We start from the raw sequence: 26,500 nt of genomic DNA, 5'->3' as shown, positions 1-26,500 counted from the left end.
TTCTAAACAGAAGTTCCCCCTCAAGAAGGAACTTCTGTTTAGAAGCGGCTGTTAGGGCGATCGCCACCTACTAGAGTGTGGGAGCTAAAAAGCTATTTTCTTATTGCACAATCAGCTCCCCCCTCAATAAAGAGCCATCGAGCCACTTACCGGGCAATGCTTTGTCTTGTAATGAGAGGGTTGGCTGTTATTGCAATTAGGCTGCCATTTCTTGCTGAATCTTGCTCTTGGCAGCTTTGAATTCAGTTGCCATTTGCTCTTTTTGATCGTCGCTGCAATTCTTGTCGATCGCCGCAAACATCGTAGATTCTTCTTGACGAATGTGGTCGCCAACCGCCTCCATCAGGTCTTTAATTCTCGATCTAAACTCGTCGGCATTAGTGGGGTCCATAGCCTTAATTTCATCGAGCATCCCCTTCATTTGCGCTTGCTCATCGTACAGCTCTTGAGTGTTGTCATCACCGTAGAACGAGCGAACTTTCGGATAGACCACTTCTTCTTCCGCTTGAGCGTGTACCAACAAATCTTTGTAGAGTTGCCCGAAATACTCTTGGAGCTTTTGAGGGTCTTTAGTAGCTCCGATTTCGGTGAAAATGGTATTCGTCTTGTTGTGATCCAGCCGGATGATGGTCTGGATGTTCATATCTTGTTTGTCAGTGTTTTGGGTGGCTATGCTGCCAACTACACCCGACAATGCAGCAACTCCATCTTGCACCCGTGCCCAGAGTCCCTGGTCGGCGTCTTTACCAGTCATTTCGCGGACACCCACCACTTCGAGCATTCCTTTGAGTTGTTCTTGGTGAGCGCGACCCTCAAAATTGACGGTATTCAAAGGGCCAATTGCCACTTCAATATCAGCTCCCACCTTCTGAGCGGCTTTGTGAATAATGATTCCACTCATGGCTTGACCATGCTTGATCAGTTCGTGGTGAATGAGTTTCTGATAATAAGTAAACTCATCGCCTGACATCATCTTCTCAAACTGCGGAATAAATATGTTTGTCGCAGGACTAGGTTCAGCTTGAATGCCGTATTGGACTATCACGGTCTCTATAATGCCCAGGTTTTTCTGGTCATCCTCAAGCATATTCTGGAGATGCTTGCGAACATCATCATCAGGGCAGGCATCTATTAGCTTTTGATCGTTCGAGATAATTAAACTTTGAAAGGCTTTCAAGTCTGCCAATCTTTCGCCGATCGCAAGCCGTTTTGTATCGTCTAACGTTGTAACCATGTTTAATCTTCCTCGATGGTGAATAATCTGATTGATAGCTGTTTGATACCTGTAGCTCCTCGCTTTGCCAGGCTATTTAGACCAACCTTATTTACAAATAAGGTCGTACTTAGACCAAGCTTATTTGTTGATTGACCAACGGTTCATCCCGATCAAAAATTTGCCCCATTGTCAACAATCTTTTTAACGAGAGTCAGTTCCTTGATTTGGACTGCCAACCACGTTGCCAGAACCTCCCGGAGCTTCAGGCTCACTACCGGGACGGAGGTCAGTGCCGGATTCTTGACCCGTCATGCGAGATCTCTCATCAAGTGGAGTGTTACCCTCTTCTGTGGTTGGTATACTTGTTTGGGTGCCAGGATTATCTTGAGGCTCATCTTTTGCATCATCTTGGCGATTGTCTTGAGGATTATTTGATGTCATGATTTGCACCTCTTTTTCACCTTACTATACAAGGCTATCATTCAGTCTCAAGTACGTGATCTATCCTCAGACATGACTCGTTCTACCACTAATTCTAGAGGGAATATTGAGCGAGAAAAATTGCACAAAATATATGCAATAATTCTCAATCGGGCTTAACATTTGTTGTACGCCCAACACCGCTGTAGAAAATCCGTACTTTTCCCCCTTGTATCGATTACCGTGTGTTGCCCTGTGCTTCGGTATCCTGGTCACGGCGTCCCAGCAGGGTCCGCACAGCGGTAAGAACCTCCGGCACTGCGAGTACGATCGACGCGATCGAGCAAACCGTCGCAACTTGGCAGTATTCACAAAACGCCTTGTTCTCGCTCCACTCCTCACGAGCTAACTCGACATTGGTCACCCCGTCCAACACGAGCTTGATACCCATTGCAATTGGTAACAGAGGGTTGCGTCTAGCGCGGTCTAGACCACCCGCAGCAGCTACCCAAGCAGTGAGGGCATAATTAGCCACCATTATTGGCCCGTCGGGTGAGTTGAATTTGTTGTAAGCGTAATTAGAAGCGTCAACGCGGTCTGCATCGAAAAGCTTTTGTCCCGGCGGATCTGGTAGGTGATTAACGATCCCAGTCTGGTAGAGTGTGACGGCTTGTCCCATCGAGCCCCCAAGCATAGATAAGCCGATAATCCATCGCCGACGGGTCATGTGAGGGTTCTGTCCTTGACGCAGCTCCTCACTCAGTTGTTTTGGGTCCATAAAGCGCAATCCTCAATAATAACGTATGCGTTAACGATCACATCAGCCATACACGAAGCGGTTCAATCAAAATGAATAGGATACGCACTAGGAACCCAATTCAACGACGCGATCGTCCTGCGCTGAGAGTGTATAGATTTCCAATCATTTTATGGATTCAGTTTGACGCGTACCACTTACCTAAGAGGTACTTTAAATAAAGCGCTGTATTTCAAGCTCTTGTATACAAAAGCTTGAACTCGGTTAATATTAATAAGTCCTTTCTTTAGGTAGACCCTCAGACCAAGTAATAGCATTAAAGTTTAATAGAGGGCTTTTTAGTGAATTAAACCTTTTTATGGGGAAAACGAATAAGAAATTTTTTCTTATGGAAAACGGTTTCATCTTTAAAAAGCTCCCCAAGAGGTTATCTTAGAGAGCTCTGTTAGTTTTTCTAGCAGGTTTGTAAAGCCGATGGTTTCCTAATTACTTTCGCAACACCCGATCAAAGATCAGAAATCACTCTCTAGGTAAACTCATGCGACTCTAATCCTCAGTCGGCTTTTGTTATTTACGGCCTGCCAAGCATTTTGAAATAGCTTTCCCAAAATTGCTTCTGGGTTTCGATTGACAGACGAGCTACCATACCCTGCAATTCCAGAGAACTCGTCACCACCTGTTCCTGAAATTTCAGGTTGTTAGCGACACTATCGCGCGGGTTGGGCATATTGGAACTTGGCATATTCGGCATCATGGATGTCCAGCTAGTGAAAATCCCTGTCTGCAATTCGCTTAACTGTCTTAGGTACTGTTGGAGGTTACTATTCCAATCCATCATGTTTCTCCTTTGATTGGGGTATTAAATACTGATTGTCTTGTCTGCAAACAATCAAGTTGATAATCAATTATAGCCTGTATAGTCTGCAATGGATAATAACCATGTTTTTTAAGCGCAGTTGTAAATAAGATTTGTATGATAAGCAAGCTGTAATCAATACCTAACAAGCCTTACAGCTTGTCAAAAAATACATTTCAACGCCTATGCAACCTGGGCAATAATGTTGAGTTAGTTCCATGAAAGTCTAACTACTTATGACTGTGCCGATTTTCGATTGGGAGGAGAAGATACTTCCGGATTCAGGCGTGGGGATTTTCGATTATCCCCAAATCCTGAAATCACTAATCCAAAATCTGCAAGATCCCGGCTTCATCTCCGGAGCTTTAGTCAGAGGAACAATGCAAAATCTAAAATCCCAAATCCCAAAGTGTTTGGCTTTAGATTGAGCTTTGAGAAATGACGACAACTTCCTGATACTACTACTGACGGAATCCGCTTCCACAAGCATCCCGCTTGAACTTGGTAGCGCTTAATAACGCGAGAATTAAAAGATAGTGAGGATGTATGCAAGAAGCCTATATTGTCTCAGCATTACGCACGCCACTCGGTCGGTTTGGAGGTGTCTTTACGGACTTTTCCCCTGTGGATTTAGGGGCACACGCTATGCGAGCCGCCTTGGAGCAAGCCGGAGTATCGGGTGACGCTTTAGACCTGTACATTTTTGGCAACGTACTTAGGGCAGGTCACGGACAGTTATTGCCCCGTCAGGCAGCTTTCAAAGCCGGAATACCGGATACAGTGAACGGGTATGCCGTAGACATGGTGTGTTCGTCGGGAATGATGAGCGTGATGAACGCCGTCACAGCTATCCGCGCTCAAGAAGCCGAAATCGTACTGGCGGGCGGCATGGAAGCTATGTCTCAGACTGGATTTTTCTTATCGCACCGAGCCAGATGGGGGTACAAATTACTGCTAGGTTCGCCAGAGCAACTCACGGATATTTTGCTCCACGACGGACTCACCGACGCCACCACCTCCGAAACAATGGGAGAGCAAGCTGAACGGCTGGCAGCAGCTTACCAGATCACGCGCCCTGAGTTGGACGAAGTTGCCTTCTATTCACAAGCTAGGGCAGCGATTGCAACCGAGCAAGGTTTCTTCAAGAGGGAGATCGTACCCATTGAGATCCAAGGGAAGAAAGGTTCGCAAATCGTCGATAAAGATGAGGGAATTCGCCCCGAAACCACGTTAGAAAGCCTTGCCAAACTCAAGCCTGCTTTTGGGGAAAATGGAGTATTCACTGCAGGCAACAGCAGTCAGATATCGGATGGAGCAGCAGCGCTAGTCTTAGCAAGCAAAACGGCGGTGGACCACTACGGACTTAAGCCAATAGCACGGGTAATTGGAGGAGCGTCGATAGGTGGGGAAGCTTGGCGATTCCCCGAAGTTCCCATCCTGGCAGTCAACAAGCTTTTAGACAAGCTCAAGATGAGAATCTACGATTTCGATGTGTTCGAGAACAATGAGGCGTTCGCTTTAAGCAGCGTGCTGTTCAACCGGACGCTGGGCGTTCCTTACGAGAAGCTCAACGTCTATGGGGGAGCGATCGCTTTGGGGCATCCCATCGGGGCTTCTGGGGCGCGAATCATCGTCACGCTGCTCAACGCCTTGCAGGAGCGAAATGGGCAGCTAGGGCTGGCATCTGTGTGTCATGGCACTGGCGGCGGTACTGCGATCGCAATTGAGCGGCTTTGACAAGGAAAAAGGCGAAAGGAATAGGGAAAAATTGTTTTCTTGTTCCTTTTGCCTTTCTCCTTTCACCTTTTTCTTTTTCCTCCATACAGTGGAAGAGTGGCTTATGACATCTTTGGGACTGGAAGATAAAGTCGTTTTAGTAACGGGCGGTAATCGAGGCATAGGAGCGGCGATCGTCAGTCTGTTGCAGGAGTTGGGAACTCAGGTAGCTTACACCTACCGCAGCAGTAGTGAGGATCAGCATCGGGCTTTGGCAATCCAAGCCGATGTGACTGACAAGGCAGCGATGGAGGCAGTGGCACAACAGGTTGAACAAAAACTAGGGTCAATTTACGGGATTGTGGCGAATGCTGGGATTACCCGAGACAACTTCTTTCCCAAACTAGCGATAGAAGACTGGGACGCGGTAATCGACACAAACTTAAAGGGAGTCTACAACACACTGATGCCCGTTATCCCCAAGATGTACGAGCGGGGAGAAGGCTCTGTTGTCTGCATCAGCTCGATTTCGGGTGAGCGGGGAAACCTCGGTCAAACCAACTACGCCGCATCCAAGGCGGCTGTAATTGGTTTAACCAAGTCCCTAGCTAGAGAAGCAGCTCGGTACGGGGTACGGGTCAACGCTGTGTCACCGGGATTTATTGAGACTGATATGGTTAAGTCGGTTCCAGACAAAGTGAAAGAGCGTATTGTGTCTGAGATTCCGCTGCGTCGCTTCGGCAAGCCTGAAGAGGTTGCTTGGGCAATTGCGTTCCTGCTCTCGCCGATCGCCAGCAGCTATGTCACGGGCGAAGTTCTCCGAGTCAACGGCGCTCATCACACTTGAGGGCAATGGCGATCGGCACAGGGTTGAAAATTCACAGTAATAAAATTAGATAAAATTGGAGCCAAGCATGAAAACAGCGATTGAAGAGCGGCGAATCAATGTCAACGGTTTAACCACCCGCTACTTTTCGGCGGGTAATGATGGCTTACCGTTAGTGCTGTTACATGGAGATAGTGCCAGTGCTCTTGATTGGTCTTGGGTGCTTCCTAAACTCGCAGCTACGCATCAGGTGTACGCACCTGATTTTCCAGGTTTTGGCGAGAGTGCTAAACCCAACCGCGAGTATTCACTAGAGTTTTTCAAACAGTTCCTGGGCGATTTTCTGGACGCGCTTGGAATTGAGCGGGCCGTGCTAGTTGGCAACTCGCTAGGTGGGCAGGTTTCCCTGCGCTTTGCGCTGTCCCATCCGGAACAAGTGGCGGCTTTGGTACTGGTAGACAGTTCCGGGCTAGGTTACGCGGTGAGTCCGGCTTTGTCCCAGTTAACTGTGCCTTTGTACGGGGAGACTGCGATCGCCTGGTGCCAAACGCCTCTTGGCGCGAAGCAGCGGTCTTTGTTACGGACCTCGCTGCTTTTTGCCCACCCCTCAAAGGTTCCCGATGTGTGGCTGGAGGAGCAGGAGCGAATGTCGCAAATGCCTGGTTTTCTTAAAGCCACCGTGTCCTCGCTGCGTGCCCAGCTTAATGTATTTGGACAGCACCAGGTATTGCTCGACGCTCTACCGGAGTTGCAGATGCCCACTCTTGTCGTTTGGGGTACTGATGACCTGGTTTTGCCAAAAAGCCACGGTCAAGATGCCGTCAGTCGCCTAAAGCAAGGACAACTCGCGTTGATACCCGACTGCGGTCACCTACCCCATGTCGAGCGTCCCGAACTCTTTACCGAGGAGTTGAGTAAGTTTCTCGCTGGAGTTGGGTTTTAGCAAGCCCGCAATGTTTGAGCGGGAACTCAAGACATCACTTTCGGATGGTATTCTTCCGCCCCTTGTCGGAAGTAGCCAACTATACAACCTTAATTGATGGCCTATTTCTGAACCGAGCGAGAACTCATCCAGAAAAAACAATTTCCGGGATGAGCGGACGCAACTGCGCTCGTGTTTTCCAAAAGCAGCAACATCCACTGCGAGAAAGATGAGCGGATGTTGGAAATTCTCTCAAATCTACGGCAAAGTCTGTCTTTAATATCCAGGAAAGCAGTAAAGGAGCAATGAAAATGGTATCGACTATTGATGACACCAAGCGCCTTGCGATCGCCACAAAACTGGCAGATATGAAAGCGCTACAAAATCTGCTGATTAGCAACGAGGAGAAATTCATTCAGGATTGTACTGATGATGAGATTCGCAAGCGCCTACAGGATATGCTCGAAGACGATCGCAAAAACCTGGGCGTTCTCGATACTGCGATCGTTCAGTACGGTGTCCCGAGCGAGCTTAAGGAAACAACCCAGAAGCTCGTAGAGGAAGTTGAGAAACTAATGGAAGGCTCTGAGCTAACTTTGTTTGAAAAAGTATTTGAGCAAGAATTGCTCAAGCACAAGCAGACGATGACTGGGCTGCTAATTCACAAAGCTGCTCAAGTTGTTGGTGCTGATATTGAAGCTGCGATCGCTCCTTTAAATGCAGTTAACTTTGAAAACCGCGCTCATCAAGAGCAACTCAAAGGAATTCTGGAAGTTCTAGGCGTTCGCGAATTGACAGGACAAGAGCCATACCAAGGATTGTGGGGACGGGTTCAAGATGCTGTCGCCGCCTTATCAGGCGTGGCGGGTAGTGTCATAACGCGCACCGATGATGAGATGAGTATCCGCGACCTCCTCCGCATGGATCATACTAAAGCCGATACCTTATTCGCGGAAATTTTAGGTGCTGACGAACCTCAAAAAATTGCAGAGTATTTTGGACAACTCTACAAAGATATAAAAGTTCACGGTACAGCCGAAGAACAAGTTCTCTACCCGGCAATTCGTCCGTATTACGAACACACGCAGGAAATATACGAGCAAACCGATGAAGTGATGGAGATGTTAGATGAAATTAAGCCTTTAGAGCCAGCTTCATCTGAGTTCAAAGCAAAAATTGAGCAGTTAAGAACTGCGACGCGAAATCACATAAATCAAGAAGAAAAAGATATATTCACCATAATCCGAGACAACTTCAGCCACGATCAGCAGAAGCAAATGGCGACCGAGTTCAAAACCTTTAAAAGCCAACTACAAGAGCAAATGGCTGATTCCCCTAGCGTAATAGCCAACTAATCAAAGACGAAGTGAATAGCTAAGCAAAAATTAGCTAGAGTTTGACATTTATAACCCTCAACTGAAACGTTTTCATCAAAAATCATTTTGGTACTTTGTGTAATTATGAACAATCCAATGACGTGGAAGTACATATTTCAACTCAAGGCTGCGATCAATTGGATCGAATCTCTGGCTTTGCTGTTTGCCGACAGATGGATTCGCGAGTTTCTTGGTGAGAAACCCCTCACCAATCCTGAGTATTTACAACTGTTTGTCGTGTTGGTATTTGTTATCGGAATTGGCTATTGGTGGGTCAGTCAGGACATCTCCCGCAATCGCGAAATTGTAAAACTTGGAATTTACGCGCAATGTTCCGTGTTCGTTGTGCTAGCTTATCAAACTTTGGTAGGCAATGTTCACCCATTTTATCTAATCCCGGGTGTGATTGACCTTATCTTTGCAATTCTCTTCGGCCTGTTTCTCTACTCCTATGCTCGGACTAAACCGACTTTTGAGTGAGAATATAGAACCGTTAACAAGAAACTTTGTATTGGGGCTTAGAGAGGATTGAATGTTAGAGACAAACCTTTAGCTTCGTTTGGTACAAATAAGCCGATTAAGTTTTGAAATTCGGTTAGAACCTTTTTGTAATTGGTGCCGGGTCGGGAGGATTTCCCACTTCCTAACCGGCAGCTAGTTATGGTGTTCGTGTGGCGATCGCAGAACAGGATTCAGTAGGCGGTACTTGTGTCCTCCGAGGCTGTATTCCTGAAAAACTGGCTTTGCATAATAGACGGATGAACTGTATTCACGCTTCTATAGCAATCCTAAATGATTTTCTATGTATAAGTGTACTGATGAATTTTGGGAAAATAAAATTTATGTTCATTAGTGAAGAACTTAAACAAAAATTTGATAATCTTAAAAGACCTACATAAATACCAATACTTTCTTAAGAAGTTTTTAGCTGGCAACCAAATATCTGCCACAGGCTTCTGTTGGGGGGAATTGGGAGCAAATAAAATACAAGTAATTGACCAATTTTCAGGTTCTTTGTCACCATTTACTGTTGATAAAAAATCTCTAAACTCTCCATATTTATGATAGCTAGCTCCATCCCAGTTTAAGATAATTCTCCGAGCTTCATATTTATTTTATAAATATTTTATGAAGTTAACCGTTTATTTTCCAGATCCCGATGGATGACCTTGAACGTGGAACTGTTTGTTTTGATAATTGAGAGCACCAAAATAAGTTTGTCTATCTTTATCATGGGTAATTGGAATTTCAATTGTCCGATCGGATTGACCCCAAACGTAGCCTGTCAGATCGCCATGAAGTAGATGACATTCATCTAAAAACAATACTATTATTTCCCCAGATTCTATGCCAGTCTTGTTTTTGGATAAAGTCTCGTTAATTTATTCCCGCTTTTTTTTTCCCCGTTCTTCATCGGATTTTGGATTAACTTTTTGAGTTTTTTCTCAACTAATATTCGCCCGAGCGAAAAGTTCATAATAGCTCTGTTTTGATTTATCTATCACACCCAACTCTTGCTATACATAAGTCCCTAACTCATCTAAGTTCCAATATTCTTTATTCTTTAACCACTCGACTACTCCATCCGTTTGTCGCTCTGTCAAATACCCTTGTGAGCCTTTATATCCTAGTTTTATTCCTTCGAGGCCTTGGGTTTTAAAAATCTTTTTCCAATAACCCACAAAGAATTCACTTACACCTAACATTTTGCTAATTTCATGGTACAGCTTACCTTCAAGCGCCATCCTGACAGCTATTGCTCGTTTTACTTCTCTTGCATCGATATCGCTTTTAATGAAAGATTCTAATTGGGGTATTTCTTTTCCCATGTCTTTTTGTGGAAGTTGTAAGTTATTCATTTTTTTTTCTAATCAAGTATTGCATATAATTGTACCGTAATCATGATAATGATTTAGGATTGCTATATATGAGCAAAAGTTGAGTAATAAAAATTTTGGTAGGTGATGCCAGATTTAGTAAAAAAAAAGGAACTGAGGGACAAATCAAATGAATTTTAAGAAGTGCATGGCAATAGGTATGTTGCTGTTGGTAGCCGGGTGTGGGGAGAAAAAGTGGCGACCTGTTTCGCAAGAGCAATTTGGGAAGGACTGGCCCCTTACTGTACCGAGTGGCACACTGGCTTGTGTTGTACCTTTCTGGCAAGATCTACATTAGACCTCTCCAATAATTCCAATCCCTTCCCCCGCTTGGTTTCTGGAGAATATCCCCTTAAAGGGCTCAACTCCCGAAACCAACGCTTCAATAAGGGTTTCAACGGTTTGTCAATAAGAACTACCCAATTTTATGACCTAGTTTTTACTATTTTTTTTCTGCTTGTATGGACTTTTACTGACACATAACGCTCGCACCGAGCCGCCATCGTATTAATCCACATACTACCAAAATTACTGGGTCGTAACTTTTTTGTTTTAAGCGGAATCTTTCTGCTGCTACTCGAAATATCTTTAGCGATCTAATTAAATGCTCTACAAAGATTCGTTTTTGAGCCTTTGACTTATTCGCTCTCTTTTGAGCCGCAGTCAGAGGTCGCTCGCGAGTTTTTTTATGAGGAGTGTTAATTAATGGTTCTCCTACATAAGCTTTATACCCTTGAAATCTTTGTGACGGTTCTAATGACAATCGTTGGTTTCTCCAAATTTTTAGGTCTGCCGTTGCTCCAGTTTCTCCAACTACTACATCAACGATTTCTTTGCCGGATGGCATGACTATTACTTGGTTCTTTTTAGTATGTCTTTTCTGCTTTACCCAGTAATTTTTTTCTGCTCCCGAGCATCTGTAGGTCTTTGTATGGGCTGGTCATAGCTATCTACCATTAACTCGAATTCTGTCAATATTTCCAGCACCTAGGCAGAGTCTGAATTATTTTTTTTTACTTGTTCTAACAACGAAGCTGGCAATAACTCCCTCAAGGTTTTTAGCCAGCGGTGAAAAATATAATTAGCAGTTGATTCACCAATTCCAAATTGTACCCCGAGGATTTGAAAGGTGGGTAGGCGATGCAGGTATACTAATGTCATCAGGATTTGGTCTGCGATCGCCAACTTAGGGAGCCGACCGCTACCGGGTTTAAGGATGCGGGTTTTCTGAATTTCTCGCTTTATTTTCTGACGCTCGTAGAGATTTTCGGCTCTGATAATGAGTTCCGTTAGTTGGTCGTAGTCCATACCCAAGAGTCTTTGAGTCTCGGATGGATGTTTTTCAAGATACTCTCGGAGTTGGCTCATGTTTTGGATGGTAAAACTCAATTATATTTAAGAGCGAGCGGCACGCAATTTCTTTTGGGGAGATGTCTAATAACTAACCACTAATGATTGATGACTGCATCAATATACTGCTGAACTTCCCTGAGTTGCTGCCGCTGGCATTCGATCCAATCTTTTTCCGCCGATCGCTGTTCCGGCGTCTCTTTCTGATACCGCGCCTGCTTATCTAAAAAATTATTGTAGAATTTAATCGCTTTTTCAACTGTTTGAATTGCCAGTTTCATGCGCTCCTCAAAAACGGCTATAATCACATTATCCAGGATTAAGCCAATTACTTTACAAGAGTCTTCAAAATCGACCAAACTGATTCCCAGATTGCTTTTATGAACGAGAGTTTCTACAGGTTCTTTCAGCGTTTCTTTAAAACTCTTCATATAAGAATCCGGCAAATATTTCAGTGGCTCCGTAAACTTCGATACAATCTCCCCGCCTATTGATTGTAGCCGATTTCTAAATTTAGATTGACTGTTTAGGTCGAAGCATTCAATACAAACTTCAATGTTTTCTATATCAATTGATTGTAATTCTTTAAAAATTAAACTCAGTTCATTCTCCATAATTAAACTCACTCGCTCTGCCTGGGAATCCACTTCATTACGCAACTCTTTGTACAAATTATCTTTGTCAAAAAAACCAATAGTATCTCTTTGAAATACTTGAGGGTTTTTATCCCACAAAAACCACTGAGTTTTTAACTTGGTCGCCTTGTCGCTCCAAGATTTGCGAACTTTAACAACAGCATCATATTTGCCCTGTTTTCCTAAACTGCGAATTCTCACATCGCATCCGCTTAGTTCGCCAATTTGCTCCCAGACATCAACAGGAGATGCTCCAGCAATTCTCGGCTTGCTATTCCAGACATCCTCAGCCTGAGATACATCTTTGAAACATACCTGAAGTAGTCTCTTGAGTCTGATGGCAGATTGCTTAATTTCGTCAATACAAGGTTCCACATCTAAACTGAGTTGGGTAGCTGACTGTTTAATCTCCACGGATTGATATTCGTCTGCCAACAATCGATCGCTAAACTGGGTAATAGCCTGGAATGCCTTGAGATACTCATTCATTTCCTTTCATCCCTCGTTTCCCTAAACAGCATACAATACAGAACATCTGCCTTTTTGAATGGAAACTGAGCCACAACATGGATTATATATTCACCCCTGCAACTCAGGCGCGACTCAATAGTGGCAACCTAGTACAGCCTGCTGCAAAAACAGGAAAATTGCTCCCGGCAGCTAGAGATCCGGTGACAGGGGAGTTTGTGGAGCTTGGAAAAATTTTTTATCAATCAAGAGGTGAAACTCTATCCGATCGCGGAGTTATAGGATTGCTCGCACAGTTAGCCGGAGGTGGGCCCTTACAGCCGCTGGTAGCTCCCGTGTACGTGACACTGGCGCCGTTGCAGGTTGCTCAAACTCATCAGGGGTTTCAAAAAATATACAGAATGCTTAACTGTCTGAAAATTAATTTGGCAGTGATGCAAGCGACTGCTGCTGTCATTGGTATTGGCACTGTATCGAGCACAGTTTTGTCAGCAGTAAACCTCAACCAAGTATTAAAAATCCGAGAAGAGGCAAAGCACCAGAAGCTAAAAATTAAAGACGGATTTATCGATCTCAGACACATCCTCAAAGATAGGGGAGTAGAGGTAATCCAGCAGATTTTTAAGGTGTCTCACGATTCTAGTTTTGAAATGCACCGCCAGAAACTGGTTAAGGGTTACGAGATTTTTTCTAAAGCTATCAAACGCTGTCAGTCAGCCCTGACAGTGCCAGATATTAAACTTCGGAATTCCGAAATTAATAGCGGGCGGGATATGCTGTTTGAGGCTTTAAAAATTTATGATAATCCTAGTTTGTTGGAGGGGCTGTCTTCTGCAGGACAGCTCAGGCAAATGGAATGTGTTTGGGCGATCGAGCAGGCGATCGGGGTCACGTTTCAGTTGCAGCGGGCCTACAATATGGTGAGCGATCGCCTGCTGGAACTCCAATCAAAAATTTGTCAAAATCTTCTAACTGTTGTTAAAGGATGTCAATCAGAACCAGAACTAGATTTTTTATTTCCTGAAGTTACTAGAATTCTCGGTCATGATTTAAGTGTAATAGAATTTTGGCAAAATGAGGTTGATTGGATGCAAACTTTGTCTCCAAAAGAGCAGCACCAGTTAGCTAGTTTAGATAAACTCACCGGCGAGAGTTTAAAAAGCAGCGTGTACACTACATTCGCGGTATTAGCTGCGGAACCTTCACTTTATGAAAGTTTAAAGCAAAAGTCTCACTTTCTATCCTTGCGCGACCAGCTAACCTTCGCTGTGTCGCCGGAAATCCGCCGGAGATACGAATTTTATGTCAGCCAGCAGGCGATCGCTACTGGCTATCAAGCTTTAGCTGCCTCGAATTGGCAAGAAATATCCGACTTAACTGTGGCTAACCTCTACCACTTTTTTCAAATCCGAGAGGAACCAACTGAAAATTATCCAAGTGAGGACGAATTAGAAACGCCTTATTGGCACTTTCCCCAAACCTTAAAAAACGAGCTTAATCTTAGCAATTAAAGGACCAGTGACAAATGGATACTGTTGACTGTTGACTGACTTCTTCAGTCCTGGACACAAGTTTTCAATTGTTACACTATCTGTAGTAGTAAGGTACGCACTTCGCACCCTACAAGTATAGTCTGTGCGTCAAGGACTATTTTTCCTTCTTTCTTCTTCCTTCTTCCTTCTTCCTTCTTCCTTCTGATTACCTCAGCCACAACTTAATAGTATTGTCTTTAGAACCGCTAGCAATAGTTTTGCCGTCGGGACTAAAAGTCACCACATAAACCTCATCGGAATGTCCCGTCAAAGTATTCAGCAATTCTCCGGTAGCAAAATCCCAAACTTTAATAGTTTTATCCTTGCTCCCGCTCGCAATAAACTTCCCGTCCGGGCTGATAGCAACCGAGACAATATCGTCAGAATGTCCCTGGATAGAGCGAATTAAATCTCCTGTTTCGATATTCCAGATTTTAATACTTTCATCGTAGGAACCGCTAACAATTGTCTTGCCGTCCGGGCTAACAGCAACCGACCTCACCGCGTCGCCGTGTCCCTCAATAGTTTTGAGCAACCTCCCCGTTGCTACATCAACAACTGTAATTTTTTTATCCTTAGAAGCGCTAACCAAACTTTTTCCATCGGGAGTGAAAGCAACAGAATAAACAAAATCTGTATGGTCTGGAAAATTCTGAATCAAACTGCCAGTTGCTGCATCCGAAATCTTCGTGGTTTTGTCTCCGCTACCGCTAGCAACAAGCTGTCCGTCCGGGCTGAGAGCGACAGACCACACAGAAGCAGTGTGGTCGAGACTGCGAATCACTTGCCCTGTTTTCAAATCCCACAGCATGACTCGCCAAAAACCGGTTCCAGTCGCCAGTTTCGTACCGTTTGAGTCAAAAGCAACCGACCAAATAGTGGAGGAATCTCCTGGAAAAGTGCGGATCGACTTGCCTGTAGCTAAATCCCAAATTTGGATGGTTTTGTCTTTAGAACCGCTGGCTAACATTAAGCCGTCTGGACTGAAAGCAACAGACCCAACTGCATCGGAATGCTGAGCGAAATTTTTGACTTTGGCGTTCTTCCACTGCAGACCTGCTTGGCACTGTTCCTGTAACTTCTGAGCGGACGAATAGCTGCTGGAAGTATCGGCAATTGTTGGTATTTGGCTGATGCAGTCTTCATAATTACTGCCTTTATAAAGAGCTTCAATTTGATTGAGCTGTTGGGATTCTTTCTGGACTCGCTGCTGCCCTTCTTGCCACTTGAGATATCCGTAAATTCCGCCGATCGCAGCTAAGATAGCCGCAATTGTTGCCCCGGCGAGATAAGGATTGAATTTGCGAGTTTCTTTGGGGACAAGTGCTACTGGGCTGGCGATCAAGAAATCGGTTTTTCCGTTCAGATTTACCTGCGAGGATACCGCCGGACTTGCCTGCAATTCGAGGTGAGGGGCGCTGCTGGCTGGTGGCCCACTGGGGTTGCGGTGTCCCTCCAAAACTGTGGAGATCGCCTTGTACAATTTAGCAAATAAAGATTTAGGAATGACTAATTCTTCGATTTTCGCGGCATCTTCGTCGGTAAGCCCTAAAACTTGCTGCAAGCGTTTTAATTCGTCGCGAGTTTCCTGAGAAAAGGGATATTCTTGCTGCATGGCTTCTTGCAGTGATTGTTCGTAGCGTTCGCCTTTTTGCCTGTATTTGCGGTAAGGGTTCAATACCTCATCTTCGATCGCCTCTGCTTCTTCTGGCAGCAATTCCAAACTCACGCGCAGTTCATCTAATATTCTACGACCGACGACTGTAATATCACCCCGGCTGCTGCTGCGCCGATCGACTTCTTCGCGATATATTGTTAGCTTGGGAATCCGCGCCCGCGAGCGATCGCCAATTTTCCTCAAATCGGCTAAAGCTTCCGCCGCCGACTGGTATCTCTCCCGAAAATCGTAGCGCACCATATTATCCAAAACATCGGCCAGCGCTTGGGAACACGTGGCTAAATGCCGCCAAACAATTTCGCCTTTATTAGAATTTTTCAAATCCCGCAGTTTCGGCAAATCGTAAGCCGGCAAACCCGTCATTGCTTGGATGCCAATCATTCCCAAAGCGTAGATATCGCTGTTGAGTTGCGGGTTGTATTGAAATTGTTCGATCGGCATATATTCCAGGGTGCCAATCCGCACCGTTACCGGCGCTTGTCTTTGAGCAATGTGAATTTCTTTCACCGAGCCAAAGTCGATTAAAACTAACTTGTTATCTGAATAGCGACGGATTAAATTTGCCGGTTTAATATCTCGGTGAATTACTCCCTGTCCGTGTACAAACACTAAAATTTCTAACAGTTCCTTCAGCAAAGGAATCATTTTTTCTTCGCTCAGAGGCTTGCCCGGTACAATTTCGGTTGATAGCGAGTGACCGGCAACAAAGGATTCAACTAAGAAAAATTCTTCGTTTTCTTCAAAATAAGCGAATAGCTGAGGAATTTGGTCGTGTTGACCGAGCCTTTCTAGAACTTCTGCTTCTTTTTGAAAAAGACGGCGTGTAGTATTAATTAATTTCGGTTCGGTGGTACCGGGACGCAGGTGCTTGACAAAGCACTGCGGTTCTCCGGGACGGCGAATATCTTTGGCCAGATAGGTTTGTCCAAATTCTCCTGTTTCTATGACTTCAATGATTTGATAGCGTCCATCTAAAAGTTGGCTCACCATGATAATAACGCAGCCTTTTTTTGGTTGATTTTCGCAAGAAACAGTTGCACTGTTGAGTCACTTGTCTTTGAGTTTAGCTCCCTAAATCCTCCTTTTTCAGGGGTTTGGGGGGAGCGAAAGAATGCTCTTGTCCCACCCCCTACTCCCCTTTTTTTAGGGGTTTGGGGGGAGCAAGGAGCTAATAGTTCTTCCTTCTTCCTTCTTCTTTCTTCCTTCTTCCATACTTTATTTTTTCAACATCTGCAAAGCTTGATATCCTAAAAAGAAAAAACCGAAAGCACCAAGTACGGCTATCCCGTTCGCCAACACATCGACTGTCACAAATTCGCCCATTCCAATATCCTCTGACAACTGATATCTATCCTCGGCTTTTCGGTCGCTGTCTGGGTGAGGGGTCTTACCCCTCGCTGCGAGCGAGCCGAAAGATGCTCACAAATTATAGCAAAAGAGGCGGTCAAAATAACTTTTCGGGCGATCGACTAGCTTTTTGTTTTAATATTTTTTAATATTTAGGGAGACAAATCGTGTACCGAAAATTTGAGGTCTGTTCGCTTTGATATTGTTAACCCTGCTAATTTTTTCTCTGATTGTAAGTAGAGCTTACACTAAGAATTTGCGCCGATCAGTCGAAAATGCGCCTCGAACCGACAGAAGTTTGGCTAAGCTGTCACCGGAGTCCGCCGCGCAGTTCCCTAAAATTTCGGTAATCGTACCAGCATACAACGAGGCAGAGAATATTCGGGATTGCGCGATCGCCATTTTGGAGAGTACACCGCTGTCTGTGGAGAACCTAGAGGTTTTGATTGTAGACGATCGATCGACAGACGACACACTAGCGATCGGGCAAACCCTGCAACAGCATCTCAACGACCCCCGGCTTAAAATATTAGCAGGTCAGCCGCGACCAACCAACCAATATTGGGCGGGCAAAAACTGGGCCTGCGCCCAAGCTGTTCCAATAGCAACCGGAGACTTCTTATTATTTATCGATGCCGACGTGCGACTCAAACCAGGCGCAATCGAAACCGCTATCGCCACAGCCGAAACCGAGAAAATAGACTTGTTCACCAGTATGCCAGCGCTGGTTTGTGAGTGTTTTGCCGAGTGGTTGGTGCAGCCGATAATGTTCAATCACCTAGCAGTTTGGTACGACTTTACCGCCGTCAACGATCCCTCGAAAACAGACAGTGCTTTTGCCGGCGGGCCGTTCATGTTATTTAGGCGATCGGGATACGAAAAAATCGGCGGTCACGAAGCAGTTGCCGGCGAAATTGTGGAAGATGTGGAATTAGCTAGGCGCATCAAACGTGCGGGTTTAAAGCTCGGACTTTATTCCGGGTCAAATTTGGCATCCGTGCGGATGTATCGGTCTTGGAGCGCATTGTGGGAAGGCTGGACAAAGAATCTGTATCTCGGCGCTAACCGCAGTTGGGGGTTGATGGTTTACATGGCTGCAATTATGTTTTTTATTTATCCGATGCCGTGGTTGGCATTAGCTATTTTGCTGGCAAACGGGGACTTCGCAGAAATTCTGACAATCACCAATTACCAATTACCAATTACCAATTACCAATTACCAATTACCTGGTTAACTATCTGTTTATCCGTAATCGTAATTTGGCAGCATTACAATTTGCGCCGCTTGGGTGCCGAGATTTCTGACTGTCCGACGAAATACTGGTGGTTGGGAGGTTTCGGAGGTGCGTTAGTGGCGGCGATTGCGATCGGTTCTGGGATTAAAACTGAAACGGGTTGGGGGTGGACTTGGCGCGGTAGAACTTTGCAAATTAAGAGTTAATTAAGACTTGCATCTGGGCAGGCAAGATGCCCACCCCACAAAAAATTAACTCCTTGTGGAACAGGCATCTTGCCTGTTCTTAAAAATCATCTAAAATGTGAGTTATAGAAGACAGAAGGCAGAGCTAATCATAACATCCGTTACATCCCTTACAGAATCCGTTGCCGAACTTCCGCGTATACAAAAGCAGGTACGCGCTTGTAAGCAGGCGTGCCCGATCGCTTTTCAATCTCCGGGTGAAAAATCACATTAACTTCAGGATAAAACATCAAAGCAGCACCCTCACGAACCGCCCCGTAAATTACCTCGACATTTTCCATTTTCCCCACATTTCCCTGCACCGTCACGCGCTGATGTTCTTGCAAACCCGCGCTTTCTGCATCCGCGCGATTCATCAAAATGCAGTTGCGGTGCGGCATTCCCCGGTACTTGTCCTCAATTTTGTAAACCACAGTATTATGCTGAGAATAGCTGCGTCCCGTCATCAATGCCACAACAATACCCTGTGTTGATTCCGATACTCCAAACTCTTTCGCTTCCGGTAATTTCAGCTTAGGTAAAGGCGTGACAAACATCTTCGCTTTCCCAGACTCTGTAGGAAATTTAGGTTCTGTAAAAATGCGACCGCTGATGGTGAATTCCTCTTGGTTTTCATCAATTGTCGCTATTTTTTCATAGCCCGGAATAGTTTTAGCAATCAATTGCCGAACGTATTTTGTGTCTTGAAGTTGGCGCCAATCAACGGGAAAATTGCCGTGAATTCGGCTGGCTAATTCTGTTAAAAAATGCACTTCAGGAATCAAATCCGAATTCTGGAGATGAGTTTCGCCCTCATCATTTAAACGCACAAAATTATTACCGGCTTCCACCGTTGTTTTGTGGGGATTTTCAAAGCGATTCAGGACGGGAAGCACAATTGTATTGTGTTTTGCCAAGCCGCTAAAATGCCCTAAATTCGGTTTGGTTGCGAGGTATATAACGGTTTCAATTTTACCTAAAGCCTGTTTTGCCTGACTTGAATCTGGATTCGCCCCGTACAAATTACCGCCCAGGCATATCAGGGTATCGACTTTGCCTGCATCTGCTGCTTCAATGAGCGATCGAGTGTCGTAGCCCTTAACAGGGCTGAGGGGACGATTCAATAACTTTTCTAAAGCTTGTTGGATTTCTTTTTTCAGCTTCACAGTGACGCCCATAGAGCCGAATCCTTGGACGTTTGAGTGTCCTCTGACGGGCATTAATCCCGCCCCTTCTTTGCCGACATTTCCTGTCATCAATGCCGTGTTGGCGATGCTGAAAACGTTATCTACACCGTTATCCTGTTGGGTAATTCCCATCGCCCAACCGAATACAACCCGCTGGGACGTGCCGATAATTTTGGCTGCCACCTCAATTTCTGCTTGGGAAACTCCGCAGGTTTTAGTAATAGTTTTCCAATCGGTTTCGCGGGCGTGCTGGACTACTGCTTCCCAGCCTTCTGTATGAGCTTGCAAGTATTTTTGACCCAGCAATCCTTGTTCGATTATAGACTTTTGAATGCCGACAAATAGCGCCGTATCGCTGCCGGGAATTGGTTGCAAGTATAACGAGGAAATATCGGAACCGGGGATGAGCGACTTGACGGGAAATGCGGGAGAACCAAACTTGACTAACCCGATTTCCATCACCGGATTGATTACAATTATTTTACCGCCTTTGTCGCGAATTTTAATCAATTCGTTCATCAAACGGGGATGGTTGTAGGAAGAATTGCTGCCCGCGAGCACGACGCAATCTGCTTCCTTCAAGTTTTCTAGACTCACTAACGAGGTGCGGGTAGCAAACATTTCGCTTAACCCGATTGTCGAGGGAGCGTGGCAGAGATCGGAACAATCTGCTAAGTTATTGGAACCCATCGCCCGCATCATCAATTGCAGCAGAAAAGCCGCTTCGTTGGAAGAGCGACCGGAACTGTAAGATGCCACTCTTTCGGGGGTTTTGCGAAAAGCAGCTTCGGCAATTTGATAAACTTCTTCCCAAGAAATGCGATCGTAATGAGATGAACCCGCCCGCAAAATCATCGGAAAACTCAGCCTTCCCAACCTATCGGCTTCCATTGAAGTTAATTGCTGAAGTTGTGCAATACTCTTCTTTTCAAAAAATTGAGTTGAGATAGCCGGCTTGATTTCAGCGGAGATTGCTTCGACGCTTTTCATGCACCGCTGAAGTTTTTCGCCCTCTTCATTTGTAAAACCTCCTTTCTGCCCGCCAGTGCCCCAAGAACAAGACAAACAAGCACTTTTGTGCAGCAAAGTTTTCCAAAGTTTCGGGCCTTCCGGGGACAATGTATGTTTTGCCCAATATTCTATTATGGGCAAACCGCCACCTATCTCTGGTGTTTCCTCGTTTGTCTCGTTGAAGAGCGGGATTGGTTGGACATTTTGGGAGTTGACATCCATGCGGTTTACCTTTTGTTGGAATTGCGGATTGATGCGGCGGGTCAACCGCCAAAAAAGTTAAGTTTCTTACTGGAATTTTACCGCAAATTTATAGCAGAAAACACCAGTCAACAGATAAATATTTTAATCGGAATTCAAATCGAGGTTCGCAGTCACAAAGGCAAGTTTTTATTCATCCGCCGACAGCGAAATGCAGTCCTCACTAAAGGGTTTACTTCTTCTTATTTAACGCCTGCTTCCCAAATCCAAGACAAAGCAGTCGATCGCCCTCAGCAACATTCGGGTCATTCTGCAAATAATCTCCCAACCACTCGCAACTGCGAGCAATGATATTCTTCAGTTCCAAATTCTCCACAGGCAACAGAATTACAGTCCTATCCCTACTAGCAAAACCCAGAGTTTTGCTATCAGAACTAAAAGTAACGCTCAACACGCGATCGCTCGATTCCAAAGTCTTAGATAGCAGCGCCTTCTTGCCGTCAAAATCCCACAGCTTAACAGTATTTCCCCCACTCGCCGCCGCAATCAACTTGCCGTCGGGACTAAAACTCACGCTTTCTACAGTATCGCTGTGGTCGAGTTTTTCAGTTAAATTAACTGCCTTTCCATCAAACCCCCACAAGTAAACTTTTTTGTCAGCGCAAGCAGCAGCAATAGTCTTGCCGTCGGGACTGAAACTAACATTTTTAACGCGGTCTTGGTGGTCGAGAGTTTTCATAATTTTCGCCGACGAACCGTTAAATTGCCACAGGTAAATTCTCTTTTCTCCGGTAATTTCAAAAGCCTTTTTCTTCCCGCTTGCCTTGTCCTCCGCAGCGGTAGCAGTAGCAATAGTTTTGCCGTCGGGACTGAAGCTAACGCTAATTACTGGATTGCTGTGATCGAGTTTTGCAAACAAAGTTGCTTTAGAACCGTTCCAGCGCCAGAGGTACAATTTGCGATCGGCATTGGCGGCGGCAATTATCTTTCCGTCGGGACTAAAACTCACGCTTCTAACAATGCCGCTGTGGCTGAGAGTATCTAACAGTTTGCCGTTTAAACTCCAGATTTTCACTGTTTTGTCATCGCTCGCCGAAGCAACAGTTTTATCATCAGGGGAAATGCTCACCCAGGTAACAGAATCATTGTGACCTTCTAAGGTTTTAAATAAACTGCCGTCAGCCCGCCAAAGTCTCACGGTTTTGTCTCCGCTAGCAGAAGCAATTGTTTTGCCGTCAGCACTAAAACTGACTTTGTAAACCCAGTCTCCGTGTCCCGATAAAATCTTATTCAGCGGAGTGCTGTCCGGTTTCCAAATTTTCACTATTTTGTCCTTACTTGCGGAAGCAATAGTGCCGTCGCCGCTGAAACTTACGGATCTTACGTCGTCTTGATGTCCTCGAAAAGTGTTGAGCAAAGTGCCGCTGCGACTCCAAACTTTCACCGTATCGTCTGCACTGCCGGTGACAATTTTTTTGCCGTCGCGACTGAAAGTCGCGCTGACAACTTCATCGTTGTGTCCTTTGAGAGTTCTGATTTCTTCACCGTTTCGGTTCCAAACTTTGGCTGTGGTGTCGGCACTTGCTGAGACGATTTCTTGACTGTTTGGACTGAACTTAATGCTGTACACAATGTCAGAATGTTTGGTTAGTGTTTTGGGATTAATTTGAAATTTATCGGTTTTACTTTCTCGGTTCCAAAGTTTGACAGTTTTGTCAACACTTGCTGAGGCTATTGTTTGGCTGTCGGGACTGAAACTGACGCCGAGCACCCAGTCTTTGTGTCCGGTTAAGGTTTGCAGCAATTTTTTGTTAGCCCGGTTCCAGATTTTGACGGTGTTGTCGTGACTGGCGGAAGCTAGGGTTTTGCCGTCTGGACTGAAAGTGACGCTGGTGACGATATCGCCGTGGCCAGATAAAATGCCGATCGCACTTTTGTCGTTATCTACTTGCCAAATTCTAATTGTACGATCGGCACAACCAGTAGCGATCGTTTTCCCATCGGGACTAAAACTAACACTCGTCACGCTATCGGGGTGATTGAAAGTTTTTAATAACTTACCTTCTTTGGTCCACAATTTAACAGTTTTGTCAGCACTTGCCGAAGCAACTGAATTGCCGTCGGGGCTGACACTCACATCCAAAACAAACTTGCTGTGCTGCTCGAAACGGTTGCGTTCTTGCACCCCGGAAACGGCTTGTCTGAGCCTTTCAGCAATTTGATTTTTAGTGTCCACAGGCAGCGCTGTACTTTTCTGAGAATCACGACCAATTTTGATACTATTTCCCAACACCCCTAATTGATTTTTTTCATTAGAAAGCACCAAAGCTTCCGACGCCGAATTTAGGGCATCAGTCCGACTTTTTTCTGCTTCTTGCCGTGCGATTTCTGCTAATTTTGCTTGCTCGAATGCCATCCCCGAAACACCTGCGAGTACAAGCACTCCTACAACCGCCGCCCGCAATTGCCATCTCCGAGTATGGTAAAGTTGAGCTTCCGCTTTGTACTGTTTGTCTCTAGCTTCCGACAGCAAAGCATCTTGCTCTCTGTCTTTGCGAATTTGTTCAATTTCATCTCGGTTAATTTGGTTTTGCTTTCGCAGTTCCTCAACTTCTGCCTTTTTATCTAATTCTTGCTGCTGGCGAATGAAGCTAACTAAATAATCGTGAACGAGCTGATAAAGCTCAGCAGGCAGTTCCGTCCATCGAAAAACTAAACCCGAGTTTACTAACAGTTCTAAGACTAAATCTAATTTATCAGCTTCAGCAAACGTCGCTAAATTTGAGGCTAATTCTGCGCGGGTTTTTAGGGGACGTATCTCTTCTTCATCTGTGAGCAAATACAATACTCTGCGGGCAGCTACTTCATTCTCGGGGCCGCAATCTTTGATGACTTCTTCGAGAAAACTTTCGACTAATTTTTGTTGAGGATTGTTGCCAAGTTCCTGATATTGACTTAAAGTTCTAATGTTCTCTTGTTGCAGTTGAGCGCCGACAAGTTGTAGTTCGATCGGGCGGACTTCTCCCAATTCTCCAGCTAAATTTTTGACTAATTCTTCGATCAGCTCCGGTTCTAAGTAAAACTGCGCTCGCTCAGTTAAAGTGCGAATTACCGATCGCGCATCGACCAGGGAAAAATTTCCCAAATAAAACAGTATATTTTTGCTGAGAATGTCATCCAAAATATCATTGTTAACGAATCCTGTCTGGTTTTTGGGTCGGGAAAATTCCAGCAAATAGTGCAGGTAATCTTCCCGCAAACACAGGACGACTTTTAAATATTTAATTTTCAAGCATTCCCGCAAAAACTCAAAAAATATTTGTCTTTCCGCTGGCTCTTTCCACACGAAAAAAAATTCTTCAAATTGGTCAAATATCAGAACAGTCACTAAATGTTCGGAATTTCTTTGCAGCTCCTTGAGAATATTTTCGTATTCGATCGCCTGTTGTTGTATGATTAATTCTACTGGCTGTGACTCCTCCCTTTGATCCTCATTATTCCCCGTCGAGCCACCGTGAAATCCCGAAATAAGATTTCCCTTGACTGCACCTGCTTCTACTGGAAAATCTACCGGAGCAGTTTCTGGTACTGCTTCGGAAATTTCCGGATCGAATATTTCAGCTTTCCCAGCAGATAACTGTCTAGTCAATTCCCGCGGCCAGTTGTTGTAAACTTGCAGCACGATCGGCAAAACAGTCCGCATTTCTATTTTTTTTTGTTTGAGAGCTGGTACTAATCCTCCCGTGACTATTGAACTTTTGCCAACTCCAGACTGACCGTAAATTACTGTCAGTTTGTCGGGGGTATTGTTCATCCTATATATCAAGCGGTTGAGGTCTTGCTCTCTGCCGGAAGCTGTAATTTCGTCAGCAATAGTAGCAGCGTCAGCAACAGTTTCGGCGACGGAATTAACCGCTTCTCTGTGCGGCTGCAACTTTCCGGCTCCAATAAAAGCTCGGAACCGATACGTGTGTTCCACCGCTCGGTAATCTTGCTTAATTTGAAATGCTTGGAGATATTCTCCCCGCTGAAAATAGAGCGATCGCAGCATTTCTAAAACCCGCAAATACAGTTGCGGGTTGTAGCAAGGTTCGGTTTCCAAACGAGCAAGCTCTAAATGTGCGATCGCCTCCTGCACCTCACCCAACTGACTCTGAGCCTCTGCTAAAATTAACCGATACAAGCCTAGATGCTGCGACTTTACAGGGGTCCCCTGTCCCGTCGCTTCTAAATTTGAGTTGAGAACGTCTAGAGCCACTAAAGCCCATTCTTTCGCCCCTTGCCAGTTCTTTTGCTCTAAGGCTACTCTAGCCAAAAAGCCGTAATCTTGAGCCAAATTAACTCCTGAATTTTCCATATTTTCATGTAACCTCCGAGCTTTGATAGCTAAATTCCAGAGTGCATCCCAATCTTCTAAATGCTGCAATACTTCGCCAAGTTGATTGATGAATATACCAACGGCATCCGGCCGTCCCGCCCGTTCTAAAACATCAATACATTCCTGAAAATAATTCTTAGCTTCCGTCCAGTAAGGACGGTTGCTGCTGCGGTGTTGTTCTGCTTGGAAGCGGTAGCAAAGACCGATGTGGAATAGCAGAATTCCCTCTAACACCGGTGCTGGGTGAACGGTAAATAACAAATCGCTAAATTCTGTTTTTTGTCCAATAAATGCTACTTGATGCTTCCAAAAACTGAGACTTTTTTGATACAATTCAATAGCCGCAGGGATGCGGTGACAAGCATATTCGTGCCTACCGCGAATAAATTGCAAACTCGCTTCAATGGCTGGTTCTAACCTGATGTTGCAAGTTTGCAAGTCTTGGCTAGCCGACTCTAATTCAGTCAAAGAATTGGCTCCGAGAATGGCAGAATTAGTTAGACGCCAATTGCCACTTTCTAAAATGTTGGAAAAAATGCGATCGGCACTTTTGCCCAGGAAATCCACCAAGTCGTCGGGGCCGATCACAAATTCAACACTTGTTGTCCAAGTTTCGATATCTGTTACTAACCGAATCAGCTTTTTTAAGATTTTGTCGGTCACCCACAGCACCACCGGGAAGGGAAAATTATTCCGAAATTCTTCCCTCACGTAGTTGGTAGAAGTTAGCACCCGATCGATCGCACTTACCGATTCCAATCCAAACACCATTAAAGCTGGTGGATGGCTGCAGGAAAGTTTGGTTTCTAGTGTCGTGTAAAGAGTTTTAACAGATGGGGGAAGGACAATTTCTCGAATCTCGATACCAGACTCCTCCCGCAATTGCCTTGCAATTTCCTCTCTCATCGCACTGTAATTGCACCGCACCAAAATCAGCGAAAATTGCCCCTGAGACATTCTCAGAGTCCGGGTGAGAGTTTGCAGCGAACTTTTGTTTTGCTGTGCTGCGGTGTCTTGCTGGCAGTGCGAATTAATCATAATTAATTTTTGAAAAAGTTTCTCAGGATAGGTGCTGTCAACTGCCGAAAAAAGGAAGTTCGGCAACGGATTATTTAACGGATGTAACGGATGGAAGTTCCGCAACGGATTATTTAACGGATGTAACGGATGGAAGGGATCGACTGCAGGGGAAAGTGCTATTAAGAACGTCCTAACCGTTTGGGCGGTTGCTATAAGTTTACTTTTACCGGTTTTTACGTTTGCCAATCACAGGGAAGAATCACATGAT

General features: G+C 45.0%; 18 protein-coding genes and 1 pseudogene. 8 read left to right on the top strand and 11 right to left on the bottom strand.

What is annotated here, in order from left to right; all coding sequences use genetic code 11:
- Positions 1–196: 196 nt before the first annotated feature.
- The 4 genes from D0A34_26840 to D0A34_26825 all read right to left on the bottom strand — a co-directional run bounded on the left by D0A34_26840 (position 197) and on the right by D0A34_26825 (position 3,228).
- Positions 197–1,234, bottom strand: coding sequence for a DNA nickase (locus D0A34_26840; GenBank protein UNU21977.1), 1,038 nt, complete (start codon positions 1,232–1,234; stop codon positions 197–199).
- Positions 1,235–1,417: 183 nt separating this feature from the next.
- Positions 1,418–1,657 (bottom strand): hypothetical protein, encoded by a 240-nt coding sequence (locus tag D0A34_26835; protein UNU21976.1) that lies wholly within the window; start codon positions 1,655–1,657, stop codon positions 1,418–1,420.
- Positions 1,658–1,874: 217 nt separating this feature from the next.
- Positions 1,875–2,414, bottom strand: coding sequence for a vitamin K epoxide reductase (locus tag D0A34_26830; GenBank protein UNU21975.1), 540 nt, complete (start codon positions 2,412–2,414; stop codon positions 1,875–1,877).
- 550 nt (positions 2,415–2,964) lie between these two features.
- A complete protein-coding gene (locus D0A34_26825; protein UNU22486.1) occupies positions 2,965–3,228 on the bottom strand; it encodes a hypothetical protein in 264 nt (87 codons plus the stop codon).
- Between the two features lie 257 nt (positions 3,229–3,485).
- On the opposite strand from D0A34_26825, the gene D0A34_26820 reads away from it, so the two are divergent.
- The 6 genes from D0A34_26820 (at position 3,486) to D0A34_26795 (ending at position 8,569) form a co-directional block, all read left to right on the top strand.
- On the top strand, positions 3,486–3,677 hold the full coding sequence (locus tag D0A34_26820) for a hypothetical protein (protein UNU21974.1): 192 nt from the start codon (positions 3,486–3,488) through the stop codon (positions 3,675–3,677).
- Between the two features lie 118 nt (positions 3,678–3,795).
- Positions 3,796–4,986: an acetyl-CoA C-acyltransferase gene (locus D0A34_26815; GenBank protein ID UNU21973.1), complete on the top strand. Its 1,191-nt coding sequence runs from the start codon at positions 3,796–3,798 to the stop codon at positions 4,984–4,986.
- 103 nt (positions 4,987–5,089) lie between these two features.
- Positions 5,090–5,812: a beta-ketoacyl-ACP reductase gene (locus D0A34_26810; protein ID UNU22485.1), complete on the top strand. Its 723-nt coding sequence runs from the start codon at positions 5,090–5,092 to the stop codon at positions 5,810–5,812.
- Positions 5,813–5,861: 49 nt separating this feature from the next.
- Positions 5,862–6,734, top strand: coding sequence for an alpha/beta fold hydrolase (locus D0A34_26805; protein UNU21972.1), 873 nt, complete (start codon positions 5,862–5,864; stop codon positions 6,732–6,734).
- Between the two features lie 290 nt (positions 6,735–7,024).
- Positions 7,025–8,068, top strand: coding sequence for a DNA nickase (locus tag D0A34_26800; GenBank protein UNU22484.1), 1,044 nt, complete (start codon positions 7,025–7,027; stop codon positions 8,066–8,068).
- Between the two features lie 105 nt (positions 8,069–8,173).
- Complete coding sequence (locus tag D0A34_26795; GenBank protein ID UNU21971.1) at positions 8,174–8,569, top strand: hypothetical protein; 396 nt, start codon at positions 8,174–8,176, stop codon at positions 8,567–8,569.
- A gap of 662 nt (positions 8,570–9,231) precedes the next feature.
- Here D0A34_26795 and D0A34_26790 read toward each other — a convergent pair.
- The 4 genes and pseudogenes from D0A34_26790 to D0A34_26775 all read right to left on the bottom strand — a co-directional run bounded on the left by D0A34_26790 (position 9,232) and on the right by D0A34_26775 (position 12,440).
- Positions 9,232–9,471 (bottom strand): hypothetical protein, encoded by a 240-nt coding sequence (locus D0A34_26790; GenBank protein ID UNU21970.1) that lies wholly within the window; start codon positions 9,469–9,471, stop codon positions 9,232–9,234.
- Between the two features lie 135 nt (positions 9,472–9,606).
- Positions 9,607–9,948, bottom strand: coding sequence for a helix-turn-helix domain-containing protein (locus D0A34_26785; GenBank protein ID UNU21969.1), 342 nt, complete (start codon positions 9,946–9,948; stop codon positions 9,607–9,609).
- Positions 9,949–10,435: 487 nt separating this feature from the next.
- Positions 10,436–11,334: pseudogene (locus D0A34_26780) on the bottom strand (IS5/IS1182 family transposase).
- An 80-nt stretch (positions 11,335–11,414) separates the two neighbouring features.
- Positions 11,415–12,440: a hypothetical protein gene (locus tag D0A34_26775; GenBank protein ID UNU21968.1), complete on the bottom strand. Its 1,026-nt coding sequence runs from the start codon at positions 12,438–12,440 to the stop codon at positions 11,415–11,417.
- Positions 12,441–12,517: 77 nt separating this feature from the next.
- On the opposite strand from D0A34_26775, the gene D0A34_26770 reads away from it, so the two are divergent.
- Positions 12,518–13,930 carry a hypothetical protein gene (locus tag D0A34_26770; GenBank protein UNU21967.1) on the top strand — a complete coding sequence of 471 codons (1,413 nt, stop codon included), beginning with the start codon at positions 12,518–12,520 and terminating at the stop codon, positions 13,928–13,930.
- Between the two features lie 187 nt (positions 13,931–14,117).
- Here D0A34_26770 and D0A34_26765 read toward each other — a convergent pair whose 3' ends face one another.
- Positions 14,118–16,619 carry a serine/threonine protein kinase gene (locus tag D0A34_26765; GenBank protein UNU21966.1) on the bottom strand — a complete coding sequence of 834 codons (2,502 nt, stop codon included), beginning with the start codon at positions 16,617–16,619 and terminating at the stop codon, positions 14,118–14,120.
- Positions 16,620–17,172: 553 nt separating this feature from the next.
- Between D0A34_26765 and D0A34_26760 the strand changes: the two genes are divergently transcribed.
- Complete coding sequence (locus D0A34_26760) at positions 17,173–18,417, top strand: glycosyltransferase (GenBank protein UNU21965.1); 1,245 nt, start codon at positions 17,173–17,175, stop codon at positions 18,415–18,417.
- A gap of 149 nt (positions 18,418–18,566) precedes the next feature.
- Here the strand turns inward: D0A34_26760 and D0A34_26755 are convergent, their stop codons facing one another.
- The gene (locus tag D0A34_26755) at positions 18,567–20,855 is read right to left on the bottom strand and encodes an oxidoreductase (protein UNU22483.1); all 2,289 of its coding nucleotides are present in this window, start codon (positions 20,853–20,855) and stop codon (positions 18,567–18,569) included.
- A 211-nt stretch (positions 20,856–21,066) separates the two neighbouring features.
- The gene (locus D0A34_26750; protein ID UNU21964.1) at positions 21,067–26,250 is read right to left on the bottom strand and encodes a hypothetical protein; all 5,184 of its coding nucleotides are present in this window, start codon (positions 26,248–26,250) and stop codon (positions 21,067–21,069) included.
- Between the last annotated feature and the right edge of the window lie 250 nt (positions 26,251–26,500).

The organism is Microcoleus vaginatus PCC 9802, assembly GCA_022701275.1.
GTDB classification, from domain to species: Bacteria; Cyanobacteriota; Cyanobacteriia; order Cyanobacteriales; family Microcoleaceae; genus Microcoleus; species Microcoleus vaginatus_A.
This window is presented reverse-complemented; position numbering and strand designations above follow the sequence as displayed.